16 protein-coding genes and 1 pseudogene are annotated in these 21,753 nt (G+C 40.8%); 12 read left to right on the forward strand and 5 right to left on the reverse strand.

Annotation, left to right across the window (positions count from 1 at the left end):
* Window positions 1–552 precede the first annotated feature (552 nt).
* Window positions 553–710: pseudogene (locus tag AC1MCB_RS04700) on the reverse strand (arsenical-resistance protein); the annotation flags it as partial.
* Between the two features lie 465 nt (window positions 711–1,175).
* Here AC1MCB_RS04700 and AC1MCB_RS04705 point away from each other — a divergent pair.
* The 9 genes from AC1MCB_RS04705 to AC1MCB_RS04745 all read left to right on the forward strand — a co-directional run bounded on the left by AC1MCB_RS04705 (window position 1,176) and on the right by AC1MCB_RS04745 (window position 12,551).
* On the forward strand, window positions 1,176–1,496 hold the full coding sequence (locus AC1MCB_RS04705; protein ID WP_479967591.1) for a DUF6660 family protein: 321 nt from the start codon (window positions 1,176–1,178) through the stop codon (window positions 1,494–1,496).
* Between the two features lie 392 nt (window positions 1,497–1,888).
* Window positions 1,889–6,256 (forward strand): CusA/CzcA family heavy metal efflux RND transporter, encoded by a 4,368-nt coding sequence (locus tag AC1MCB_RS04710; RefSeq protein ID WP_479967592.1) that lies wholly within the window; start codon window positions 1,889–1,891, stop codon window positions 6,254–6,256.
* A 4-nt stretch (window positions 6,257–6,260) separates the two neighbouring features.
* Complete coding sequence (locus AC1MCB_RS04715; RefSeq protein ID WP_479967593.1) at window positions 6,261–7,496, forward strand: efflux RND transporter periplasmic adaptor subunit; 1,236 nt, start codon at window positions 6,261–6,263, stop codon at window positions 7,494–7,496.
* Window positions 7,497–7,603: 107 nt separating this feature from the next.
* Entirely contained in the window at window positions 7,604–7,948 is a 345-nt protein-coding gene (locus AC1MCB_RS04720; RefSeq protein ID WP_479967594.1) for a four-helix bundle copper-binding protein, read from the forward strand.
* Window positions 7,949–8,014: 66 nt separating this feature from the next.
* On the forward strand, window positions 8,015–8,359 hold the full coding sequence (locus AC1MCB_RS04725) for a SpoIIAA family protein (RefSeq protein ID WP_479967595.1): 345 nt from the start codon (window positions 8,015–8,017) through the stop codon (window positions 8,357–8,359).
* A 126-nt stretch (window positions 8,360–8,485) separates the two neighbouring features.
* Window positions 8,486–9,382 (forward strand): cation diffusion facilitator family transporter, encoded by an 897-nt coding sequence (locus AC1MCB_RS04730; protein ID WP_479967596.1) that lies wholly within the window; start codon window positions 8,486–8,488, stop codon window positions 9,380–9,382.
* 151 nt (window positions 9,383–9,533) lie between these two features.
* The gene (locus AC1MCB_RS04735; RefSeq protein WP_479967597.1) at window positions 9,534–10,238 is read left to right on the forward strand and encodes a DUF1345 domain-containing protein; all 705 of its coding nucleotides are present in this window, start codon (window positions 9,534–9,536) and stop codon (window positions 10,236–10,238) included.
* Between the two features lie 121 nt (window positions 10,239–10,359).
* A complete protein-coding gene (locus AC1MCB_RS04740) occupies window positions 10,360–10,539 on the forward strand; it encodes a hypothetical protein (protein ID WP_479967598.1) in 180 nt (59 codons plus the stop codon).
* Between the two features lie 20 nt (window positions 10,540–10,559).
* Window positions 10,560–12,551, forward strand: coding sequence for a heavy metal translocating P-type ATPase (locus AC1MCB_RS04745; RefSeq protein WP_479967599.1), 1,992 nt, complete (start codon window positions 10,560–10,562; stop codon window positions 12,549–12,551).
* Between the two features lie 80 nt (window positions 12,552–12,631).
* On the opposite strand, the gene AC1MCB_RS04750 is transcribed toward AC1MCB_RS04745, so the two are convergent.
* From AC1MCB_RS04750 to AC1MCB_RS04760, 3 genes are read right to left on the reverse strand one after another with little or no spacing between them, the layout of a single operon-like run.
* Window positions 12,632–13,879 (reverse strand): hypothetical protein, encoded by a 1,248-nt coding sequence (locus AC1MCB_RS04750; RefSeq protein ID WP_479967600.1) that lies wholly within the window; start codon window positions 13,877–13,879, stop codon window positions 12,632–12,634.
* Window positions 13,854–14,294, reverse strand: a complete 441-nt coding sequence (locus tag AC1MCB_RS04755; RefSeq protein ID WP_479967601.1) for a QcrA and Rieske domain-containing protein — start codon at window positions 14,292–14,294, stop codon at window positions 13,854–13,856. Before AC1MCB_RS04755 ends, AC1MCB_RS04750 begins: the two co-directional genes overlap by 26 nt.
* 8 nt (window positions 14,295–14,302) lie before the next feature.
* Complete coding sequence (locus tag AC1MCB_RS04760; RefSeq protein ID WP_479967602.1) at window positions 14,303–15,508, reverse strand: di-heme oxidoredictase family protein; 1,206 nt, start codon at window positions 15,506–15,508, stop codon at window positions 14,303–14,305.
* A 347-nt stretch (window positions 15,509–15,855) separates the two neighbouring features.
* On the opposite strand from AC1MCB_RS04760, the gene AC1MCB_RS04765 reads away from it, so the two are divergent.
* Both AC1MCB_RS04765 and AC1MCB_RS04770 read left to right on the forward strand, forming a co-directional pair.
* A complete protein-coding gene (locus AC1MCB_RS04765; RefSeq protein WP_479967603.1) occupies window positions 15,856–17,847 on the forward strand; it encodes a KUP/HAK/KT family potassium transporter in 1,992 nt (663 codons plus the stop codon).
* Window positions 17,848–18,211: 364 nt separating this feature from the next.
* Complete coding sequence (locus AC1MCB_RS04770) at window positions 18,212–18,517, forward strand: TlpA family protein disulfide reductase (protein ID WP_479968788.1); 306 nt, start codon at window positions 18,212–18,214, stop codon at window positions 18,515–18,517.
* A gap of 325 nt (window positions 18,518–18,842) precedes the next feature.
* On the opposite strand, the gene AC1MCB_RS04775 is transcribed toward AC1MCB_RS04770, so the two are convergent.
* Window positions 18,843–19,139 (reverse strand): helix-turn-helix transcriptional regulator, encoded by a 297-nt coding sequence (locus AC1MCB_RS04775; protein ID WP_479967604.1) that lies wholly within the window; start codon window positions 19,137–19,139, stop codon window positions 18,843–18,845.
* A 787-nt stretch (window positions 19,140–19,926) separates the two neighbouring features.
* On the opposite strand from AC1MCB_RS04775, the gene AC1MCB_RS04780 reads away from it, so the two are divergent.
* Window positions 19,927–21,732 (forward strand): TlpA family protein disulfide reductase, encoded by a 1,806-nt coding sequence (locus AC1MCB_RS04780; RefSeq protein WP_479967605.1) that lies wholly within the window; start codon window positions 19,927–19,929, stop codon window positions 21,730–21,732.
* Window positions 21,733–21,753: the final 21 nt, after the last annotated feature.

A 21,753-nucleotide genomic window follows, 5' to 3' on the forward strand; every position in this document is an offset into this window, starting at 1 on the left:
TTTAATTTAAACTTTTAAAATCAGTACAATGCGACTAACAGCTAGCAATAATGTGATTACCAGCTTTCCATTATTGCTTAATTTTTAAAAAAATATTTCCGACTCTGTTTTCCAGGGATGCATTCAGTCGCTTGTAAATTTCCTAAAACAGTGTAGCTTGATATCTGCTAAACCAAGCCTGAAACGTTTGCATTTTTGACAACAAACATGCTCTTTCAAGCTTTGAAAAGGTATTGCTCCTTTTGTTTTCCATGGCATTCCTTGAGCTTTTTTAACGGATTGAAATTAAGCATTTCGTAACATATCGGCATATTCATTAGGCAGGGGGCTATCTTCAACTGCTTTTGCGGCCTTTTCAATGTCATACTCAAAACGTATAAACTCAACATTAATGCTGTCCTTGTCCAGTACTGAACTCTTCTCATCAATGGTCAACATTACATAACCGCCTCTTCGATCCCCATCTTTGGGTTTACCTGCTGAACCTATGTTGATTGCATGGCGATAATGATCTTGTCCATCTGCATTAGAATTTAAAATACGGTGATAGGGTTTATGGGTAAAAAAGCTTACCACAAACATGATCGTAAAATAAACGACTAATGGGATGGCAATACGCAGCACATCCATCGGGATTTGTATGATTCTCCCTTGAGGCTAAACATCACTAAGATGGTAAATAGAAGAGCTATCAGGGTAATGGGAGAAATTTGAATGCAAGGTGGCGACATGGAGGGATTTATTTTACAATGCTATTTTTTTTCTTTTGAAGATGTTATGTATGCAGGCATTTGTGAGGACTGTGAAACCAAGTTGAAAAATTGAAGAAGGTTGAATTTAAAACCGTATCAAGCTTAACTTATAACTGGCAAATAGTTAGATTTATTGATAAATTTTGGCAGTCGGATTAGAATAGTTAGTCCAAGGATCAATACGAATGATGCTTCAGTATTTGGGAGAGATTCCACTTCCTGAAAAGGATTTCATACAGAACTGACATTAGCGACTATTTTTTTAGGATTACGTAAGCAGATACAGCATATTTAGAATGGTAAATATGGCTACAGATCTGAGAATATTACAGGATTAGTAGTTAAATAATCTGCTCACTTCAGATAAAAATTTAAACCTTATAGTATTTATTAACTATATATTATTAGTTTTGCAACCATCTAATGAGATGCATCTACTTAATAATGACAATTATTGTGATGGGCCTGAGTTTAATGCCTTGCAAGGATAGTGGTATAGGGGGTAAACAGGAAACTTCGTCATTTATAAGAACAGCAGCAGATAGTGATAATCATCAACAAGCGAAAGATCAATGCTCCCCATTCTGCCAATGCTCTTGTTGCAATACTCCAACTATTTCCAGGATAAGTTCAATAAAAATTATTCCACCTTTAAGAGTCGGAACAACATACACAGATATTCTTCCCGGCCAAATTCTTAAGAATTTTATTTCTATCTGGCAACCGCCTAAATTACTTTCTTAAAATCCTTTCTTTCATGCATGCTCACAGCATGTCATGCATTCACATTATTATTTATTCAATTCATCGCAATGATTATGGCTAAGTATACCAAGTCATTTCGTAAGAAAAAGGGTGGAAATTATAGAACTAAAAGCTATAAAAAGCCCGGCTGGATGAGAATATTAAGGCTTATTTCTTTAATAATTCTTTCCATTATTATCATTCTGGCAATAATTGGATTATTCAGGCATTTTTTATCACATTTTAGATAGATATGCTTAACATAAATATACATTTCTCAATTAACATAAATTGTTAATCGGCCCTTTTGATAACTCATTTTATTTATCGAATTAAGGTTTATGTGGGATTATCCTTCCCGTCAGATCCTAATCAATACAACTAATTAGCGTATGTTCAACAAAATCATTTTATTCTCTATAAAGAATAAAGTCACCATCGGGTTAATGACCCTGGCTTTAATTATATGGGGAATTTACTCCTTAACCAGGCTGCCCATAGACGCGGTACCCGATATTACCAATAACCAGGTGCAGATTATTTCACAGGCCCCAAGTTTGGGAGCTCAGGAAGTAGAGCAATTTATCACCGCCCCCATTGAGCTGGCCATGGCCAATATCCCGGACGTGATTGAAAAGCGTTCCATTTCCCGTTCGGGGATTTCGGTAATTACCATCGTTTTTGAAGACGATACAGATATTTACTGGGCCCGTCAGCAGGTAAGCGCCCAGTTAAAAGAGGCCGAAAGTAATATACCCGATGGTCTGGCAGAGCCAACACTCGCACCCATTACAACCGGTTTGGGCGAAATTTATCAATATGTTCTCCATACTAAAAAAGGGTATGAAGATAAATATACCGCTACTGATCTGCGCACTTTGCAGGACTGGGTGGTACGTACACAATTAGCCGGAACCAAAGGTGTGGCCGAAGTAAGCGGCTGGGGCGGTTATGTGAAGCAATATGAAATTGCCCTGGATAACGAAAAGCTGAATTCGCAGAACGTAACAATTTCTGACATTTATGAAGCCCTGGAAAATAATAACGAAAATACGGGAGGTTCATATATCGAACAGCAAAGCAATTCTTACACAATCAGGGGAATAGGCCAGGTTAAAACACTTGCCGATATTGAACGGATTGTAGTGAAGAATGCCGGCGGTGTACCGATATTAATCCGGGATGTTGCAACCGTTCAGTTTGGAAGCTCCACCCGTTACGGGGCCGTTACCCGTAATGGCGAGGGGGAAGTTGTAGCCGGGATAACACTCATGCTAAAAGGCGAAAACTTTAACGAGGTTATCAAAAATGTAAAGGAACGGATTGTTCAGATACAAAAGTCATTACCCGAGGGAGTAGTTATTGAGCCCTATATTGACCGAACAGAGCTGGTGGGCCGGGCTATTGGAACAGTCCAAAAAAACCTGATTGAGGGTGCCTTGATTGTCATCTTCGTTTTAGTGCTTTTATTAGGAAATTGGAGAGCGGGATTAGTTGTGGCTTCGGTTATTCCGTTAGCGATGCTATTTGCATTTGCCATGATGCGTTTATTCGGGGTATCAGGAAACCTGATGAGCTTAGGTGCGATTGATTTTGGTTTGATTGTAGACGGGGCCGTCATTATTGTGGAGAGTGTGATTCACCGGATCGGCATGAGCAAGCACCACCACCAGGGGGTTTCAAGATTATCAAAGGATCAGATGGACAGCGAAGTTTATGAAAGCTCCAGCCGGATGATGAATTCAGCCGCTTTCGGACAGATCATTATCCTGATCGTATATCTGCCCTTGCTAACCCTTGTCGGGATTGAGGGTAAAATGTTTAAGCCCATGGCACAAACAGTGGTTTTTGCTATTGTAGGGGCGTTTATTCTTTCGCTTACGTACGTGCCCATGGCCAGTGCCTTGTTTCTCAGCAGAAACACCACTCATAAACGAAATATTTCGGATAAGATCATGGATGGTTTACGGAATGTATATCAGCCCATGCTTGCAAAAGTATTACGGTTTAAAAAGCTAACAGTGGCCGCTGCTGTATTGTTGTTTGGTATTTCAATCTGGCTTTTTAGCGGAATGGGCGGTGAATTTCTACCGCAATTAGAAGAAGGTGACCTGGCAGTAGAAATCTCCATGTCGCAGGGGACCTCGCTTTCGCAGGTAGTTGAAACTTTCGGCAAGGCTGAGAAAATCCTGATCGATAATTTCCCGGAGGTAAAACAAGTCGTTACCCGTATTGGAAGCGCCGAAATCCCGACCGACCCTATGCCTGTTGAGCGTGGTGATATGATGGTGGCCATGACACCCAAAGATGAATGGAAAACAGCAACAACCAAAGATGAAATGACGGAGAAAATGGAAGAAGCGCTCTCCGTGCTTCCCGGGGTTAATATTGAAATTACCCAGCCTATGCAGATGCGGTTTAATGAGCTAATGACGGGTGTCCGTCAGGATGTGGCTATCAAAGTATATGGCGAAGATCTGGATGCGTTGACCCAACAGGCCAATCAGATTGCTAAATTAATAGCCCCGGTTGAAGGAGTAAGTGAACCTTTCGTAGAAAAGGTAACCGGCCTGCCACAGGTTGTTGTAGAGTATGACCGGGACAAGATTGCCCAGTACGGTTTAACTATCAGCGATGTCAATACTATATTACGCACGGCTTTTGCCGGAAATGTAGCCGGAGTTGTATTTGAAGGCGAAAAGCGGTTTGATATGGTTGTCCGCTTACAGCGTGATCTCAGGGAGGATATTTCTAGCATTGAGAACCTGTACATACCCCTTCCTTCAGGTAATAAGATACCATTGAGCCAGGTAGCTTCTATTGAATTAAAAGATGCACCGGCCCAAATATCCCGCGAAGACGGCAAACGCAGAATATATGTTGGCTTTAACGTTCGGGGCCGGGACGTGGAACGTACGGTAGCAGATATTCAGCAAATACTGGGTGAGAAATTGAAGCTTCCGACAGGCTATTATGTGACTTACGGTGGCCAGTTCCAAAATCTAATAGAAGCTAAAGAACGGCTTTCGATAGCGGTTCCGGTCGCTTTATTGTTGATCCTGGGCCTTTTGTATGTTACTTTCCGATCATTCACTCAAATGCTGCTGGTTTTCACAGCGGTTCCTTTATCAGCAATAGGCGGTGTTTTTGCTTTGTTAGCCCGGGGGATGCCATTCAGCATATCCGCCGGGGTAGGTTTTATTGCCTTATTTGGTGTGGCCGTACTGAACGGAATTGTATTGATCGCGTATTTTAACCAATTGAAGCAGGAAGGGGTAACCGATATATACCAACGGGTAATGGAAGGCACCAAAGTGAGGTTGAGGCCGGTCATCATGACTGCCGCCGTGGCTTCTTTAGGCTTTTTGCCGATGGCCCTCTCAGGAGGCGCCGGTGCCGAGGTTCAAAAACCGCTGGCTACTGTAGTTATCGGTGGACTAATCTCAGCTACCATTCTGACCTTGTTTGTATTACCCTGCCTGTATATTTTGTTTTCAGGCAGAAAAAAGAGATTAAGTATGAAGACAAAAACGATAATAGCAGCATTTATAATTACTGTATTTGGGTTCGGAAGTTTCAGTGCAAAGGCTCAAATTACTCCTTTGTCTTTGGACAGCGCTGTATCGATGGCCTTAAAAAACAACCTCCAGGTACGGTCAGCTAATCTTGTGGTGGATCAGTCAAGGGAGTTGCAAAAAAGCGCTTTTGATCCTGCCAAAACAGAGGTTACCTTATCACAGGACCCTACCAGCGGAGGGGGTAATGATAACTCTCTGGGAGCTAGTCAGACCTTTGCCTGGCCCGGATTGTATAAAAATCAGCGGAATGTGCTAAATCTGCAAACCACACTTTCTGAAAGGTCCCGCAATTTTACCAGGGCTGAAATTATCCGCGACACCAAGTCGGCATGGTATTCTTACTTGTATAGTATGCAAACACTCCGGGTCTTGGATTTCCAGGACAGCGTATACCGTAATTTCATAAACAAATCAGAGATCCGGTATAAAACAGGTGAAACATCTAATCTGGAACTGATCACTGCCAGAAATAAATATCAGGAAGTTCAGGCATTGAAAAAATCGGCACAAACCGAATTGAAAATTCAGGAACTCCGCTTACAGCAATTACTGAATACCAAAGCTATTATTCAACCCATTGAGGAAAATTTGCCCGTATTATATCGGAATGAATTGGATACAGCAGGCAGCAGTAACCCGTTGCTTAGTTTTTACCAACAACAAATCGAGGTGGCAAATGCCCGGGTCGATCTTCAAAAATCGAGAGCTTTGCCTGAAATTACTTTGGGTTACAGCCAGCAATTGGTTATTCAATCATTTGATCCTGCCAACATCAACAGGGGGTATACTCCGGGTACGCGGATTGCCGGTATCCAGTTAGGCCTTGCTGTTCCGGTTTTTAACAGGGCCGGACGTGCCAGGGTTAGCAGCGAAAAATTAGCCGTACAAATTGCTGAAACCGATTACCTCCATATTCAAAACCTATTTCAGGTACAATATCAACAGGCGTTGCAGGAGTACCTGAAGAATAAACAGATTGTTGATTATTATACAAATACAGGATTAAAACAAGCCGATGAACAACTGCGGATTGCACAGGTTTCTTTTGATTTGGGAGAGATCGGCTACATCGAATTTATCCAAAATATCACCCTTGCTGTACAAAGCAGAATCACTTACCTGGAAACGGTCAATCAATTAAACCAGTCGGCCATACAATTACAATTTTTAAAAGGAGAATAATCACATGAAATTAACAATCAATATAAAGCAGATATCAGGAGCTTTAATCATATTCATCCTTATGGGTGCATTCATTACCTCATGTACCAATAGTAAAGAAAGTCCATCAGAAACAGTGACAGAAGAACATGCTGAAGAAGAGGAGGGAAGCGGAGGGCTGGAATTAACTGCGGCACAAATTAAGTCGGTTGATATTGTCATTGGTTCTATCGAACAAAAGAACCTGAGCTCGGTGGTTAAATCAAGCGGACAATTAGCCGTGCCACCTCAAAATGAAGCAGAAATAAATGTATTATCCGGAGGGATTATTCGCAGGATCAATGTGATGGAGGGCCAGCGTGTAAGTAAAGGGCAGGTATTGGCTGTAATAGAAAACCAGGAGCTGATCAAATTGCAGCAGGATTATTTATCGGTAAAAAGTGGGTTTAGCTTTGTAGATGCTGAATATCAACGGCAGAAACAATTAAAAGCAGCAAGCGCCGGCACCGGTAAAGCGTTTCAATTGGCAGAAGCAAATTACAATGCAGAGATTACCCGGATAAAAGCTTTAGAGCGTCAGTTGCAACAGTTGGGTATCTCGCCCAAGCAGGTTTCGGGCGGAAATATCACATCCCAAATTCCTATTGTTTCACCTATCAGCGGAACACTCGGAACAATTACCGCTAAAACAGGTTCTTTCGTACAGCCCGGTACTTCCTTAATGAATATCGTAGATAATTCGAAAATTCATGCCGACCTGGTAGTTTATGAAAAAGATCTGGCTAAAGTAAAAGTTGGCCAGAAAGTAAATTTCCAGTTGACAAATCAGGACAATCAGTTGATCGAAGGGGAGGTGTACGGCATCAACAAGTCTTTTGAGAATGACAGCAAAGGGGTGGCTGTGCATACAGTGATCAAAAAACCTGCTGGTAATTTAATTCCGGGGATGTATGTAACGGGGCTGATTAGTGTAGGTACAGAAACTGTTTCGGCAGTACCCCTTGATGCAGTGGTACGCTCAGAAGGTAAAGACTACATTTTTATTGTGGATGAGAATCCGGAAGAAGAACCGCATGCAACAAAAGAAGGGGAAGTTGAAGAAGAGAAAATCCATTTTAAAAAGGTTGAAGTAACCGCCGGGGTTTCAGAACTGGGGTATGTACAAATCACCCCTTTAGAAAAATTGCCGGAAAACGTGAAAGTGGTGACCAAAGGGGCATTTTATTTACAGTCTAAATCTGCGGGGGGAAGCGAGCATTAATTTTTATTGAGTATGAAAATGCTTCGATCATTAACCGATAGCTTAGGGGTAAATTGTAATTATAATTCGGTAGAAATAGTTCTGCATATATCTTAAATCTGTTTATTATGGAAAATCAAAATCATGAACAACTCATTCGAACCTTGCTAAATTGTGCTTTAGCTTGCGAAAATTGTGCGGCCCAGGGTTTTAAGGAAGCCCAAAGTGAGATGATGGAAAAGTGCATTCCAATGGATATTGATTGTGCCGACATCTGTATACAGGCTGCCAGGTTATTGCAAAGAAATTCTGCCCTTGCGCATGAATATTTGCTGATCTGCGAAAAGGCTTGCAGGATGTGTGCCGAGGAATGTTCTAAACATGATCACGAGCATTGCAAAAAATGCGCTCAGGCCTGCAATGAGTGTGCGGAAGCCTGCCATGCACATCATGGCGATGTCCGGTTAAGCTAATTAAAAAATAAGTATGCGCCGCTCTCAGGCAGCGCATACTTTATTACACAATAAAATAAATGAAACATGCTTCAGATTTTAGAATTTACAGCAGATAATGTTATTGCCACCAAAGCAGACGAACAACTAAAGTCTAAGGACTATGAAAAACTTCATCCTATTGTTCATAACATACTGGATAATGGGAAAAAAATACGATGGTATTTAGAGATAACAAGTTTTGAGCAGTGGTCTGTTGAAAAATCCTTGCAATGTGTTACTCATGCCGATGACTTTGAAAAAATTTGTTGTGTGGGAGCAACTGAGGATGATAGCCGAATCATTTCATTACTCCAACCTTTTAGAAATGCACAAATACGCTTTTATACTATAAAGGACAAGGAAGATGCACAGACTTGGATAAAGGAATAGAGAATAATTCAAATCAGTGATATATCTGTGATCTTATAAAAACAGAATAAAGTTTCACAACCACTATTCTTCCCGCATGTAATATATTATGGTACACAATTATGAATAGAATTTCAACAATCTGATATGGTTATAGCGCAGAACAAAAAAGTTTCACCGGCGGGACAAAATAAAAGACGCTTGAAAATAGTACTTGCTTTGACGCTGACTTATCTTTTGGCAGAAGTAGCAGGTGGCGTTTTAACAAATAGTTTAGCGCTGCTTGCAGACGCTGCTCACATGTTAACTGATGTTGCAGGTTTAGCACTTTCATTATTTGCAATTAATATGGCCTCAAAGCCTGCCTCTCCCGAAAAAACGTATGGCTATTACAGGACTGAAATTTTAGCTTCATTAACCAATGCCGTTATCTTAATTGGTATATCAATATATATTCTTTACGAAGCTTATCAGCGGTTTTTGAAACCTCCCGAAGTGGAAAGTAAGGTCATGCTAATTGTTGCTGTAGTTGGGCTGGCGGTCAACATTGCCGGTATGCTTATACTCAGAAAATCATCAACAGAAAGCTTAAATATGAAGGGCGCTTATTTTGAGGTTTTATCTGACATGTTAACATCAATCGGAGTGATTGTTGCAGGTATAATTATGCTAACAACAGGTTGGTATTACGCCGATCCACTTTTATCTGCGGGTATCGGTTTGTTTATTCTTCCAAGAACCTGGATCCTGCTTAAAGAATCTGTTGATATACTGCTTGAAGGAACGCCAAAAGATGTGAATATTGGAGAATTACGATCATCTGTTTTACAATTAAAAGATGTAGAAGAATTACACGATTTACATGTTTGGTCGCTCACCTCCGGAGTAAATGCGATGAGCGCTCATATTGTTATTTCGAAGGGAGCTAATTATCATGAAGTTCTTCAAAGTGCTAATAAATTTATAACAGATAATTTTAAAATTACCCATACCACATTACAAATAGAAGAAATAGAATTTAAAGAGTCCCAGGTCCATCAGTAAGATGTAATCCAGAATGTTGAACCATAATTCGAAGTTCAGCCTGGGTACGGGAAAAAGCTAATTAGTAATTGTAAATGTTAATATGCTGACCAAATAGGTAAGCTTGAAAAAAGCAAAAGAGTAGTTTTAAACTTAGAAGTGTAGGAAAATAATGAAAAAGACTGAAAACAAGAAGTTTAAAATTGTACAATGGATTAACAAGCTGGATTCTCATCATCGTTTATATATAGCACTATTTTTTTCACTTTTAACATTTCTGATTTTCAAAGGAAATTCTTTTCCTATTCATTTAATGATAACATGGTTATCTTATATTATAGTCAACCTGTTATTTTCCTGGATTACAATTTTGACATCTCACCCCAGTGAAGTTCAGAAGATGGCTCATAATCAAGACTCAAGCCGTACACTAGTTTTCATTTTTGTAGTAGCGACAGCATTCGCAAGTCTGTTTGCAGTCGTCATTTTACTTCAAACCAGAGGAGACCTACCTGACCAAGAATTGACCCTTCACATTAGTATATCAATGGCTGCTGTCCTCTCTTCCTGGTGGTTAGTTCATACGGTTTTCACTCTTCGATATGCCCACTTTTATTATTGTGATATAAGTTTAGATAAAGGGGGTAAACATAAAAAGCCGGGTGGATTGAACTTCCCGTCAGAACCAAATCCTGATTATTTGGATTTTACATATTTTGCTTTTGTAATAGGAACAACCTTTCAAGTTTCTGATGTACAAATTACATCCAGAAGGATCAGGCGTTTAGTTTGGATGCATGGAGTGATATCATTTGCATTCAATACCATTATTGTTGCTTTGATTATCAATATTATATCTGGGCTGATAAAACAATAAAAGGGTAATCAATTTTTGTCGTCGATTCCTGATATAGAATCAAAACAAAGAATGAAAAGAACACTTAAAAATCTTAGATGAAGGGGTGAGACTAAATATAGATTACGAAAATATAGAAACAATGAACAGGACATTCGAAAACTTTGAACCGGAATTAGCAGACCTTAGCCCGCAGGTTAAAGAAAAAGCGATTGAATTAGCTAATCAGATATTGGCAGAGGGCAAATATTCTGATCAGTATCAAGCCCTGAAAGAAGGCATTAAACAGGCCGAAGAATGGTTTCTTAACCTGGAAGGGTAACACTACATTAAATACAGACCATGCAAACAGAAAAAATAAAAGTAAAACAACAGGCAAAAAACTGCTGTGACACTGATAACGATGATATTAAACAACCGGCTGTTTCGTCAGAACATAGCGATGATGATGGCCACGATCACGGATCGGCCGAAACCCCTTCATGGCTCAGTCACTGGCCGCTGTTAACCGCTCTGGTTATCCTCCTGATTATGCAAGTGCTGGATTTTGGCTTTAAAATCAGTTTTTCAAAACCGGTATCATTGATTATTTACGGCATTGCCTACCTGCTTGCAGGCTACAACGTACTGGATATGGCCTGGCGAAAAGCTAAACGGTTCGACTTTTTTAATGAATTCTTTCTGATGAGCGTAGCCACATTAGGGGCATTCGCCATCGGATCGTACAGTGAAGGCGTTGCCGTGATGGTATTTTATTCAATCGGAGAGTGGTTTCAGGATGCTGCTGTAAACCGGGCAAAACTAAGTATCAAAGCCTTGCTGGATATTCGCCCGGATACAGTTGACGTTCATCGGAACGATAAGATCGAAACTGTTGATCCGTCCGATGTAAAAATCGGCGAATTGATACAGGTGAAGCCAGGCGAAAAAGTAGCATTAGATGGCGAACTAACATCTGATAAAGCCACTTTTAACACCGCTGCCCTTACCGGAGAAAGCAAGCCCGATACAAAAGAGAAAGGCGATAAGGTATATGCCGGGATGATCAACCTGAATACCGTAGCCGAGATAGAGGTTCTTTCTGAATTTAAGGATAGTAAGCTAAGCAAGATATTAGAGATGGTTCAGGATGCCACCGCCAGGAAATCTCAAACGCAATTATTTATCTCCCGCTTTGCAAAGGTGTATACGCCCATCGTATTTGCGTTGGCTGTTATACTGGTTACCCTTCCTTACTTTTTTGTCGATAATTATGTTTTTAACGATTGGCTTTATCGTGGCCTGGTGTTCCTGGTTATCAGCTGCCCATGTGCATTGGTGGTCTCTATCCCTTTGGGCTATTTCGGGGGCATTGGTTTAGCCTCCAAAAACGGAATCCTATTTAAAGGAGGGAACTTTCTGGATGTAATGACCAAAATCAATACAGTGGTAATGGATAAAACAGGAACTTTAACCAAGGGTGTATTTGAAGTTCAGCAGGTAGTTGTGAGTAATTTTGATGAAAAGGAATTGGTTAAAATGGCCGCCGCTATTGAAAGCAAATCTACCCATCCGATAGCCATAGCTGTCACGCAATATGCAGGAGATGTTTTAAGTAATGTTAAAATAGAAAAAGTTGAAGAAATATCGGGGCATGGCTTAAAAGGATTAATTGACGGAAAAGAGGTTTTGGCCGGAAATACCAAACTTCTTAAAAAGTTTAACATCAGCTACGATGCCGCCATAGACCAAATTATAGAAACCATTGTCGTATTAGCTGTAAGCAACCAGTATGCGGGTTATATCACCATTGCCGACGAAATAAAGGAAGATGCCAAACAAGCAATCGCCGATATGCACCAATTAAATATTGAAACGGTAATGTTAAGCGGCGATAAGCAGAGTGTGGTTAATAGTGTGGCCAAGTTTTTAAATATCGACAAAGCATTTGGCGACCTCCTGCCTGAAAATAAAGTCGAGAAAGTAGAAATGCTTAAAAATGAAGGCAAGCGAATTGCTTTTATCGGCGATGGCGTTAACGATGCCCCGGTCATAGCTTTAGCAGATGCCGGTATTGCCATGGGCGGTTTAGGCAGCGATGCTACTATTGAAACTGCAGATATTGTGATCCAGAATGATCAGCCCTCAAAAATTGTGGATGCCATCAAAATCGGCAAAATCACCCGCAACATCGTCTGGCAAAATATCATCATGGCCATGACCGTGAAAATTATTGTGCTTGGTTTAGGTGCCGGAGGCATCGCCACTTTATGGGAAGCGGTTATCGCTGACGTTGGAGTGGCTTTGTTGGCGATTTTAAATGCGGTGAGGATACAGAAGATGAAATTTAATTGAAGAATTATTGACCAAACACTGGGCGATTACGCAGTCTTTGGTCAATAATAATTTTATGACAGTTTACTATAATTCAGTCTTTAAAAGTAGGTGGATAGTCCAAACTGTATACCCGCAGTAGTTGACGCAGGGTTACCTAAAAGGTCTTTTCGCCTCTCTGAGCGGTAGTTTAATCTCAGAACAGTTTGGCCTGAGGGACGCCAGCTGACAGCAGGAACGACGGCAACTATGTGATCAGAAATATTACCTCCGGTCTCCCTGAATGTGCCCGCGTTCCAGTCAACATACTCCAGCCGTACGGCTAAATTTATAACTGATTTTTCAAAGTTAAACACCGGTTTGCTATAAAGGGGTTGTACAATGTCCAGAAAGCCACCCCATTGTTTATTGGCAAATTGCTGACTGAAAGTTTCCGGAACATCTACTTCAATTAAAGCAAGTTCTCCGTTTATATAGGTTTTCAATTTTGGAAGCTTCGTGTTGAAGTCCAGAGCCCATACATTCAGCCTGCGCTTCTTATCAAGGGTTAAGCCATCTTCTTCAAACTTGTTATAGATCCCGCCCATATATGAAAATCCGATTTCACCTATGTTACGGTTTCTCAAAGCAAGTTTGCCGGTAAAAAGTGGCCTTCCGTTATTGCTTTCTTCAAATCGGTCAGGCTTAGCCTTTGACGCCGGTAAAGAGGTTCTGTTTTGATCATTGTTAATTATTTGATCATCAAATCCATTGGTGAGGTAGGTTTCATACCCCAGTATCCAGTTGTTGTAATAATATTTGCCATGCAACCCAAAGCCTACATTACTCCATGTGGCGGGTAATAGTTGAACTGCTGAAATCGGCCGGTCAATAAACTCCCATTTCGGGCCGTCGTGATTTTGATTAAAAGCACCAATCGGGTTCATCACGATGCCTCCCCGAAAATTAAGTATCGGATCTAGTTCAAGATCCATTGCCGCAAATTCAATATTTATTTCTTTAGTGCCATCTTCAAACTCTAATTCAGATAGAAACTTGATGTTTTTTGAAATAGTAGATGAGAAAAACAACGTAAACCTTCGTGCCTGGAATGAAAATCCGTCCGAAATACCGTCAGTGCCCATGTACTGAGTATTGGCTTCAATATATCCCCCAAGGGCAACAGGCAATTTCCCAAGATTCAAAAACGGACGGTTATATGAAGCATCCATATTCATCACGACCTTGGTTGTATCGATCGTTTGCCTTTTAATCAGTGTACTGTCTTTTTGAGCAAATACAGGGGCGTTTAAAACTACAACCGCACAGATTAACAGAATGTATTTATAGTTGGATGTAAATATTATCATGGTCGGTTGTAACTTTAAACTGTTTTAAATTCCTTTCTGCAGGGGGATTTTGCACCACTCCTTTGTTGGTATATTCACTTCCATGGCATGGACAAACTATGAAATTATCGTTAGGCTTTACTTCACATCCCTTATGGGTACATTCCGTATAAAGCGCTGAGTAATCCTCCTCACTATGTTTATAAATGCAGATAGGAAATTCGTGCGTTACATGTTTAATCATCACAAATTTGCGCTGTAACAGTTGCTCTTTTTTTAAGTATGAAAACTCAGCCTTTTTTATTGCTATCTGGTTATTGATCATACTACTTTGAGCAAAATATGCGGCAGTACCACAGCTTTCAAGTAATACAGATACTGCAGATCCGCCCAGGCAAATAAGGCCGCAGCTTTTGATAAATTCTTTTCGTTCCATAGGGATGTTTAAAGGGAGTTTAGAAACTTTACTATTGCTTGTTGTTCTTTAGCTGAAAGCTGCTTAAAGTTGTCCCTGCTCTTTGTTCCCTCGCCGCCATGCAGCAAAATGGCTTCTTCTATACTTTTTGCCCGGCCATCATGCATCAAAAAAACACCGCCGCCCTGCGAATTCTGTGAAAGCCCTAATCCCCAAAGTGCCGGTGTCCGCCATTCGGATGTTAAAGCGCCTCCTTCTGTAAATCCGTCATCCAGACCAGTTCCCATATCGTGTAATAACAAGTCGGTATACGGGTGAAATTCTTTATTGTCAAGGGCTTTAATGGCTGAATACCCGGTTTTCAATGTTTGTTTGTGGCAGTTTTCACAACCTGTTTGGAGGAATAAGTTTTTACCGGCTATAACTTCAGGATCGAAAACATTACGTGGTATAGGAGCTTTTAAAGTTTGGAGATAGAAAACCACATCGTTCACCGTTTTGGAGGAAACTTCGGGGTCGATTTCCAGCCCGCTATAAACGTCAAATGGTTCAAACGTAGACGTAATTCCAATATCCTGGTTGTAGGCGGTAACTGTCTGCTGTAGGAGATCGTATACGCTGGCTTTTTTTCCAAACCGGCAAATGTATTTCCCATCTTTAACCACTGCCTTATTTCTCACTTGCACATAATGGGGTATCTTATTCCAGTTTGGAGTACCAGAAATTCCATCGCCATTGCTGTCATCCGGATCGGCCATTGCCAGCAGGTCAGCATCTGAAACCAGATCAAGAAATCCTAAACCGGTGTTGGCAGGGGGAGTAAATTTTGAGAAAGGCACACCCTTTGGAAGCTGTTCGGGCATAAAGCCAGGAATAGCCCGGTTTTGAAGTTGGGTTGGTCCCTGCGCCAGAACCGTGTTGCCGGTGCTGTCAAGGGCGGACGTAAACCGGATCAGTGTTGTAAAGGGATGGCCTTTACCATCGCCCGCATGGCAACTGCCGCAGGACGTTGCGACAAATACTGCTCCCAGGCCTTTTTCAACGGTGAAAATTTCATCATTGAATGCGACATCCCCATCAAGAAACTGCTTTTGCTGCTCATGTGTAAGTCCTTCGACTGGGCCGTCCAAAAGTTCATCCTCAGCCGGAGAAGAAGGCAGTATCTTCTCGCACGATGCAATAATCGTGACTACCAGGATTGTAACGAACAAGATTATTGACTGTTTAAGCGACATGAGTTTCTGTATATTTTCGGTAAAGTTACAGCTATCTAATTATATTTTTAGATTAATCTAAAATAAAAAGTTTATAGCTCTAAATATTCGAGTGAGGTTTCAGATTTTCCAATAAAATAAAACGGAGAGGTTGTTAATTTTTTGAGAATCAACTCTAATAGCCAACGCAGTCAAGAAGCTTTCCAACCTCTTGTGCAGTGAAGTGCGTTTCATTCAATATTCCCGAATTATCAAGCAAATTATTTGTTGTTTTGTGCCTTAAACTATTTTAGTCTTTCTAATGCTAAAAAAATCACAACCTTTAGGTCGAGTGATAGTTACCATACACCAAATCTGTTACTGCCAACATGACAACAACTCGATCTAAAGTCTCAATAGCCGGTCTATTAATCGCTTTAGGAATCATTTTCGGAGATATCGGTACTTCCCCGCTATACGTACTCAACGCAATAACAAAAGGAAAAGTAATTACTGAAGAGCTGATATTGGGATCATTATCCTTGATAATTTGGACACTCACCCTTCAGACGACAGTCAAGTACGTTATACTTACGCTTCAGGCAGACAATAAAGGGGAAGGCGGAATATTTTCTTTGTATGCACTCATCAGGCGTTTTCGCGGTAAGTGGCTTATTTTTCCTGCGATGATCGGTGGGGCCGCATTACTGGCTGATGGAATGATCACTCCAGCCATTTCCGTTACATCTGCAATAGAAGGGCTTAAACATGTTCCTTTCCTTTCTGATATCAGCCAGACCACCATTGTCTATATTGTAATTTCGATACTGACCGTCCTTTTCTTTGCTCAGCAATTCGGTACTGCTTTAATCGGCAGGTTCTTTGGACCGATGATGTCAATTTGGTTTGTGATGCTGGCAACGCTGGGTTTTCTGCATATCTCGGACGATCTAAGTGTTTTTAGCTCCTTCAACCCGTATTACGGTATCAAGTTACTCATTGAATATCCAAAAGGGTTTTACATTCTGGGGGGTGTCTTTCTATGTACAACCGGCGCTGAAGCATTATATTCTGACCTTGGTCATTGCGGCAAATGGAACATTCGTTTCTCATGGATATTTGTAAAAATCTGCCTTATACTTAATTACCTTGGACAAGGCGCCTGGTTATTAAGTCACTATTCAGGGAAATTAATTTCAGAACAAATGATTGAGTCGGGTTTTAATCCGTTTTACTCGGTTATGCCTGATTGGTTCCTTTATATAGGGATTCTAATTGCAACAGCTGCAACAATTATCGCAAGTCAGGCATTGATCTCCGGATCTTTCACCTTAATCGGTGAAGCAATGAGGCTAAACATCTGGCCCAAATTCAGAATCAATTATCCAACAGAAGCACGCGGACAGGTCTATATTCCTGCAGTAAATCTGCTTTTATTTATTGGTTGCATAGGTGTGGTGTTATACTTCGGCAAGGCATCGAATATGGAAGCTGCATATGGTCTGGCTATCACATTATGTATGATAGCGACTTCAATCCTTTTTGCAAACTATCTAATTATCAAACGTAAAAAGCCATTCCTAATCTATTTGTACCTGCTCGTATATTTTGCGATAGAATTCAGTTTTTTGGTGGCCAATATGGATAAATTCTCACATGGCGGATATATCACATTATTTATAGGTGGGATTCTTTTTTTTATAATGTACAACTGGTTCAGATCCCGGAAGATCAAGAACCGGTACGTTGAGTTTGTCGACCTTGATCACTACATACCCAAGCTAAAAGAATTAAGCAACGATGCTACTATCCCAAAATATGCCACTCACCTGGTTTATTTAACCAGCGCAGATAATCCCCGGGAAATAGAACACAAAATCATGTATTCACTTTTATATAAAAAACCGAAACGTGCTGATATATATTGGTTTATACATGTAGATACATTAGATGATCCTTATACTTGCGAATACACGGTTGACAATATTGTGCCAAACGACGTTGTAAGGATCGAATTCAAACTTGGGTTCCGTGTGCAACCAAGAATCAACTTACTCTTCCGTAAGGTTGTTGAAGATATGGTGCGCAATGAGGAAGTAGATATCACAAGCCGCTATGAAAGCCTGGAAAGGAGTAAAGCCACCGGTGATTTTACCTTTGTTGTGATGGAGAAATATTTAAGTCCGGAGAATGAATTGACTTTCTGGGACCGTTTTATGATGAAAGTGCATTTCATTATTAAAAAATATAGTCTTTCAGAAGCTAAAGCGTTTGGGCTTGATACGAGCAACGTGGTAGTTGAAAAGTTTCCGCTTATTGTATCTCCAGCTCCGGATTTGAATTTGGTCAGGGTTAATAAGCCAGGTCGGGTTCGTATTTAAGATAGGCAGGAAGGCTGAAGGTTTAAGGTAATTGGAATTGGTGGTTAAATATTTATAATTATACCCTATCGGGTTCAATGAATTAAATTATTTCGTATTTATACCCTTTAGGGTATAAGCGTTGTGCTAATTACTATAAACTTAAACAAGCCCTTACTTTTGGTCAGAAATCTCTTCTTCACATGTGTGATCATCGGCGTACCAGCCACTAGTCCTATGCCAAACGATCACCACCATACCCAACCTACTTGATTTTGATACAACCAGAAAGCGGTTTTTTAAGATTGTAATTTTCGTTATATTTAAGTGAACCAGATACTGTTCTCTGGTAATAGATTTTTGGGCTTCGTGGTGCGGACCTTGTATAAGACAACTCGATTATTCCAAAGTCTTGCACAATCAAGAATCAGCCAAGGATGTGGTATTTTTATACTTGGGATATAAAGATAAAGAAGCAGCTTGGCAAAAAGTGCGAGAGGAAAAGAACATTCCAGGAGAACACTTTCTTTTGAACAATTCGCAAATAAAAAAAGTGGAACTTCTTTTAAATGTATATGGTATTCCACGCTACGCTATACTAGACAAAGCCGGCAACATAGTGGATGATGACGCTCCTGATCCTACAAACTCAGATTTACTAAAAATCTTCAATAATCTTAAAGATAAGTAATTAACTACAAACGAACGTGGGGATGTGTTTACAAGGTGCATAAACTAAATCATAGCCCATTATCCAATCTTTCCAATCAAAGTCTCGGACAATTTATCTTAAATCAGGTTTCCAAGAGGTCGGGGAGGGTCATGGTAGGGTTCAAGTCCATAGATTTATGGACTTGAACCGGGGTAAGTCCAAGGAGCACATCAACAAGAAGGGTATGTAAGATTTAAACCTTGCAACGGGTAAGCTAGAATTTCGACATTCAATCGCTGAATTAAGCATTGACCAATCAATGCCCCACCGTTGAATCCACCAGGTATTTTACCAACTTTTCAATCTACTTGTTTTTTACGAGCATCTTCTTTTGTTCAATTTTGTTCTGCTCGATTCGGAACTGATCCAAAGGTGTTAAGCCTGATTCATTTTCCCAATTCGTAGGTTCTATTAATCGTCTAACGTCTATGCGCAGGATCCAGGCTATTTTATTTAGATCATGAAGGCTTGGTTGGTTTACATTTCTGCACCATCTCGATACTGTATCTTTTGTTACCTCTAAAATTTTAGACAATTCAATTTGATCGACATCACACTCATCTAATACAATACTTAACCTGTTTAATCTGGATTTCTTCATTTTTATAAGTGCAAAAGCAAATATAAAATACCTAAATTATTGAGTTTCAGCTAAATATAGACATATGATATCGTTTAATAGATAATATTTATCTACTTATATTGTTTTGTTATCTACTTTTCTCTATATTTGGTTATGTAAAAATATTTACAAAGGAATATGCTTAATAACTTTTAAAAGTTATTCTTACGAGCCTGCGACAGAAACCTGACAATTATTGAACGTAGGAGTAAGTGTGGCGCCAGTGCCCTATCTTTGCAATAGGGTCGGCCCCGCTTTCTTTATGTTCAACTCTCTTCGGAGAGTGGCCTTGTCAGGGCCTCTGTCATTTAGATAAGTGGGTTGCCGACCTTATTGTTTTTAGGTTACCATTTATCAAGGCTCATAATTGATTAATAAATCAAATATGAGAGCAATACAATACAAATCTAATTCCAAGACCAGTTTTGACAGCATAGCTTCAAATCATAACTGGAACGGTTATGTCTATTTCAGTTTCTTAATTGGTTTTTTTCAAAATCGGTTATCTGATTGGCAGGTATGCCTCCGTCCGCATTCCAGTATTCCATTTTCAAATATTTTTGGCCGACATTTCAGCGATCTGCTTAGTTCCATTCAATTCACTTTGATCAAGCAACCTCCTGATTAAATTTTTGGCTGTTGGCGGCAGGGTTCCAGTTTAGTTGATTGATTATTAATCCCTGCCTGCCTTCGGTCTTTCCTTAATCTTGAGGTGTTCGCCTAAAAAGATCTTACTAGTCAATTCCTAACCAAACCAACCAAGAAAATGAAAGCAAGAAATAGCTTAAGGGGCATGCTATGGCCTTTGATAAGCGCAATACTCAAACTCAAATACCGGCTTTTCAGTAGCAGGAAGCCACAAATCTCTGGCAAGAATCCGTTTAACATGGATTTTCAAAAAGTAGCCGCAGATAGTAAGCGCATCGCCGAAAAAATGCAGGCAACACGGCGGCTTGCAGAGCAGAGTAAGCTTCAGAATGATTCACCTTCAGGTAGTGCTTCGGGAGTGCAAAACAATAATGATCCGGAAAGCGGCCGTGTGCTCTGTGGCTGGCGGGAAGATGAGGATGATCGCTTTAGCGTTCAGGACTATTTATTTACCTCGTACCGCCAGAACCCGTACTGTGATCAGCATCCTGAAAAGATGAAGGCGATTATGAAAGCCCTCTTCCTGGCAGACCATGATGCCGCGCAGTTGGAGCAGTATGAGCTGGAGAATGGGAGAGTGCAGCAGTTGGTTATACAGAAACCTGCGCCCACCTTAAAGCAGGCTCTTTACCGCGGTTTAAGAGCGGGTCTGGTGCTGATCATGATCATGGGCGGGCAATCAGTCCAGGTGAAAGCGCAGACGGAGATTAAGGCACTTAAGATAGGGGATAAGGTGCCGGATGTAACTATTCAGAATATTATTAATTACTCATCCACATCAGCGAAGCTCTCTGATTTCAAGGGCAAGCTGCTGATCCTTTATTCCTGGAGCACTACCTGCAAAGGAAGCGTCGACCTTCTTCCGCATATGGCAACGCTTCAGAAGTCATTCCCCGCAAAAGTGCAAATCATTGCCGTGGGTAAAGAGGATGGTGCCACGGTTAAGCGGCAGGCATCCCTAAAGGGCATGGGCGGCCTGGCTTTCATGCCATCTGACAGCCAGTTGTTGAAGCTGTTCCCGCATCACTTGGTACCTCAATTGGTCTGGATCAACGCGGAATCAAAAGTACTGGGCATTACTACCGGTTATGATGCCACTGAAGCGACCATTCAAAAGATCATCGAAGGGCAACCTGTTGCCTTCAAAGATCCGAAGGCAGATCAAATGAATTTTGATTCGGAGAAACCACTTTTTGTAAACGGCAATGGCCGGGAGACTCCTATTCTCTATCGCTCTTTATTGACCGCATATAACAACGGACTTCCGGGGATGCTGGGCATTAAAAAAGATAGCAGCCAGATTCGTCTGTATGGGATCAACCAGGGCCGTCTTCCACTATATTTCATGGCCCTGCAACTTCCGGGCTATCATTGGCCGCTTAACCGCATTCTTTACCAAAATGTGGACTCTTCCAAATTTGTCATTAATAACTGGGTGGAGGAGAAGCAGGCGAAAGCCTATTGCTATGAATTGAGCCTGCCACTATTTTTCGAAGACCGCTCGCGTGCTATCATGCTGCAAGACCTGATTCGCCTGTTTGGAGTTACCGGACGCATCGAAAAGCAAAATCGCACGTGCCTGGTGCTCAAAGCTCTACCGGGAAAATTGAAACTTCAGACCAGTGGCGCTAAGACTGCAAATAATTTTCATAGTCCTCTTACCGAAAGGAAATGGATGAATAATACGGGGTTATATGACTTGATCGCCCACTTGCAGGAAAGTAAAGGGAACTTGCCGGTAATAGACGAAACAGGTTATGAAGGAAAAACGGATTTAAAGCTGAACAATGATCTGAAGGATATAGCCGAATTAAACAAGTCCTTAGTCAGGTACGGGCTGGTGCTCGAACAATCTCAACGCCTTCTCGATATGCTGGTATTTTCTCGCGCTGATGTTTCCGCCCCACTGACTCAGACCAAATAAAACATTAAACAATCTTATATT

The sequence above is a fragment of the Daejeonella sp. AP26 genome (genome assembly GCF_056680515.1).

What these genes read in the sequence shown, in the direction of transcription:
- AC1MCB_RS04740 (WP_479967598.1), top strand. Translation starts at nt 10,360, where the DNA reads ATGAACAGGACATTCGAAAACTTTGAACCGGAATTAGCAGACCTTAGC.
- AC1MCB_RS04755 (WP_479967601.1), bottom strand. Translation starts at nt 14,294, where the DNA reads ATGGAACGAAAAGAATTTATCAAAAGCTGCGGCCTTATTTGCCTGGGC.
- AC1MCB_RS04710 (WP_479967592.1), top strand. Translation starts at nt 1,889, where the DNA reads ATGTTCAACAAAATCATTTTATTCTCTATAAAGAATAAAGTCACCATC.
- AC1MCB_RS04745 (WP_479967599.1), top strand. Translation starts at nt 10,560, where the DNA reads ATGCAAACAGAAAAAATAAAAGTAAAACAACAGGCAAAAAACTGCTGT.
- AC1MCB_RS04780 (WP_479967605.1), top strand. Translation starts at nt 19,927, where the DNA reads ATGAAAGCAAGAAATAGCTTAAGGGGCATGCTATGGCCTTTGATAAGC.
- AC1MCB_RS04735 (WP_479967597.1), top strand. Translation starts at nt 9,534, where the DNA reads ATGAAAAAGACTGAAAACAAGAAGTTTAAAATTGTACAATGGATTAAC.
- AC1MCB_RS04715 (WP_479967593.1), top strand. Translation starts at nt 6,261, where the DNA reads ATGAAATTAACAATCAATATAAAGCAGATATCAGGAGCTTTAATCATA.
- AC1MCB_RS04775 (WP_479967604.1), bottom strand. Translation starts at nt 19,139, where the DNA reads ATGAAGAAATCCAGATTAAACAGGTTAAGTATTGTATTAGATGAGTGT.
- AC1MCB_RS04765 (WP_479967603.1), top strand. Translation starts at nt 15,856, where the DNA reads ATGACAACAACTCGATCTAAAGTCTCAATAGCCGGTCTATTAATCGCT.
- AC1MCB_RS04725 (WP_479967595.1), top strand. Translation starts at nt 8,015, where the DNA reads ATGCTTCAGATTTTAGAATTTACAGCAGATAATGTTATTGCCACCAAA.
- AC1MCB_RS04760 (WP_479967602.1), bottom strand. Translation starts at nt 15,508, where the DNA reads ATGTCGCTTAAACAGTCAATAATCTTGTTCGTTACAATCCTGGTAGTC.
- AC1MCB_RS04730 (WP_479967596.1), top strand. Translation starts at nt 8,486, where the DNA reads ATGGTTATAGCGCAGAACAAAAAAGTTTCACCGGCGGGACAAAATAAA.
- AC1MCB_RS04705 (WP_479967591.1), top strand. Translation starts at nt 1,176, where the DNA reads ATGAGATGCATCTACTTAATAATGACAATTATTGTGATGGGCCTGAGT.
- AC1MCB_RS04750 (WP_479967600.1), bottom strand. Translation starts at nt 13,879, where the DNA reads ATGATAATATTTACATCCAACTATAAATACATTCTGTTAATCTGTGCG.
- AC1MCB_RS04720 (WP_479967594.1), top strand. Translation starts at nt 7,604, where the DNA reads ATGGAAAATCAAAATCATGAACAACTCATTCGAACCTTGCTAAATTGT.